Source organism: Endozoicomonas sp., assembly GCF_051008435.1.
Taxonomy (GTDB): Bacteria; Pseudomonadota; Gammaproteobacteria; order Pseudomonadales; family Endozoicomonadaceae; genus Endozoicomonas_A.
In genome coordinates this window covers 1-1888 of record NZ_JBPCXO010000518.1, presented here as the reverse complement: position 1 = coordinate 1888, position 1888 = coordinate 1, and the positions used below count along the sequence as shown (strand labels likewise).

Here is a 1888-nt window from a genome sequence, read left to right as displayed (position 1 = left end):
GCCAACCGTAGCGAGAAAAAGTCCGGTTTGAGACATTTTTTATGGTTGTTTGAGGCGAACATCGAGCTATTCAACGAAAAGAATCAGAAAAAATGGCAAAATCCGGCTTTTTCGCAGTAGGTCGGTGGTAAGTCCGACAGGCTCCTAGAATCAGGTTTTTACCTTCTTCCTTGTGCTTGAAAATATCATCATAGAGATTGATTTTACAGCCTTCACGAAGCCAGTTTTGAGTAACAGTGGCTTTTTCACCAAACATAAGGTCGGCTGTCTGATCTGTACGCTTGACTGGACTGTTATAGACGATGGTTGTCTGCTCGGGTAGGTGCCCAAATTCTTGGCCCACATTAACAGCTTCGGCCTTGCCGGGAACTGTTATACCTGTATCACCAGCCAGGCACTGATTGTCAGAACGATCACAACGTTCAGCGTGTCGGACCAGAGCTACGACATTACCCTGGTTCCAGTGAGTCTGTAGATCAAACAATCTTTTCTCATTTTCTACCAGGCTAACTGTGGACTCCGGTTGAAGAAAATACCAGGTTGCGGCAGTTGAAACTGCCAGAGCAGTGAGGACAATCAATGACTTTTTAAACATATCAGGTGTTGTGCGACATTTTTATGAAAGGAGCAATGTATAGGATCATTGCCCTTTGAAAAAAGTGTTGATCAACGCAGAAAAAGCAGAATAAATTTCGGTATTACGATTTGGGTAATGTGAGTGAGATTGTTGTCATCAATTTGTGAGAAGGAAGGATATAACTCTTTCTCAGAGTTGCTTTTTAGCTGTAGGCATTGCCGTTGCTGCGATGAACGAAAAGCTCATTAACGCTGCCAATATGATGTATAAGAGCCAGAAGCTTTGAGTTTGTTCATAGACTGTTGCTATTAGCCAGTAGGCGATAACCGACATACCCAGTGCCAAAGTGTATTTCAATGCGTAAAACCTTGAACGCCACTCCTCAGTTGAATAGTGACCAATCAACCAGTCGTTGACAGGAATCTGGGCAAAAGTAGCCAGCAGTAATGCGGTTAGAGACAGTAAAAGGTAATTTCCTTCAGCGAAAGAAGACAGAATCAGCGTAAGAATCTGGAGAGAGCAAATAGCCATAAGCAAACGTCTGGCAGGAATTCTATCCAGCAACTCTCCGATAGCCAGCTGGATAAAGGCTGCAAGGGTAAACATCAGTGTCGCCAGACTTCCTATGCCTGTCAGGTTTGAATCAATACTCGTCTCCAGAATTTTTGGCAAACTTGTCGTCAGGCTTTGGAAAACCAATCCACCAAAGCAGGCTATAACGGCTATACCTGTGAACAGTCTGATCATACTGTTTTTACTCAGCTGTTCAGCTTTGAAAGCGTGCTTCTGGTGTGGTTTCGACACAGGTTTAAGGGTTGTCCAGTGATAGAGTAAACCCATAGCAATTGAGCAGAGACCAGGAATAATAAATGCCCACTGCCAGCCTACCTTATCTGTAAGGTAAGCAGTAACTGCAGCGGCAGAGGCTAAACCGAGGTTGCCTAATAGCCCGTTTATAGCCAGTGCGCGACCTGGTTTTTTACTGGTGGCAAAAACCAGAGCGGTGCCCACAGGGTGATAAATAGAAGCAAACAGTCCAATGGCCCCAACACCCAGTGCCAACTGAAAGGGCCCATTAGCCAGGGCGCTCAGAAGTGCTGCTGCTCTCATGCCAAAGAAAAACAATTTCATCATGCCTTCACGGCTCCATCGATCACCTAGCCAGCCAGCGGGTAAAGAGCCAAGACCTAGGAGCCTGTCGGACTTACCACTGACCTACTGCGAAAAAGCCGGATTTGGCCATTTTTTATGATTCTTTTCGTTGAATAGCTCGCTATTCGCCTCAAATAATCATAAAAACTGTCTCAAACC

1 protein-coding gene and 1 pseudogene are annotated in these 1888 nt (G+C 45.1%); both read right to left on the bottom strand.

The window, feature by feature from the left end; genetic code table 11:
• Positions 1 to 70: 70 nt before the first annotated feature.
• Positions 71 to 595, bottom strand: a complete 525-nt coding sequence (locus ACR2PX_RS25960; RefSeq protein WP_434002258.1) for a histidine phosphatase family protein — start codon at positions 593 to 595, stop codon at positions 71 to 73.
• Positions 596 to 766: 171 nt separating this feature from the next.
• Positions 767 to 1753, bottom strand: a pseudogene (locus tag ACR2PX_RS25955) (MFS transporter); the annotation flags it as partial.
• Positions 1754 to 1888: the final 135 nt, after the last annotated feature.

Bases quoted from the DNA above. Each gene is read 5' to 3' on its own strand.
- ACR2PX_RS25960 (WP_434002258.1), bottom strand. From the start codon at position 595: ATGTTTAAAAAGTCATTGATTGTCCTCACTGCTCTGGCAGTTTCAACT.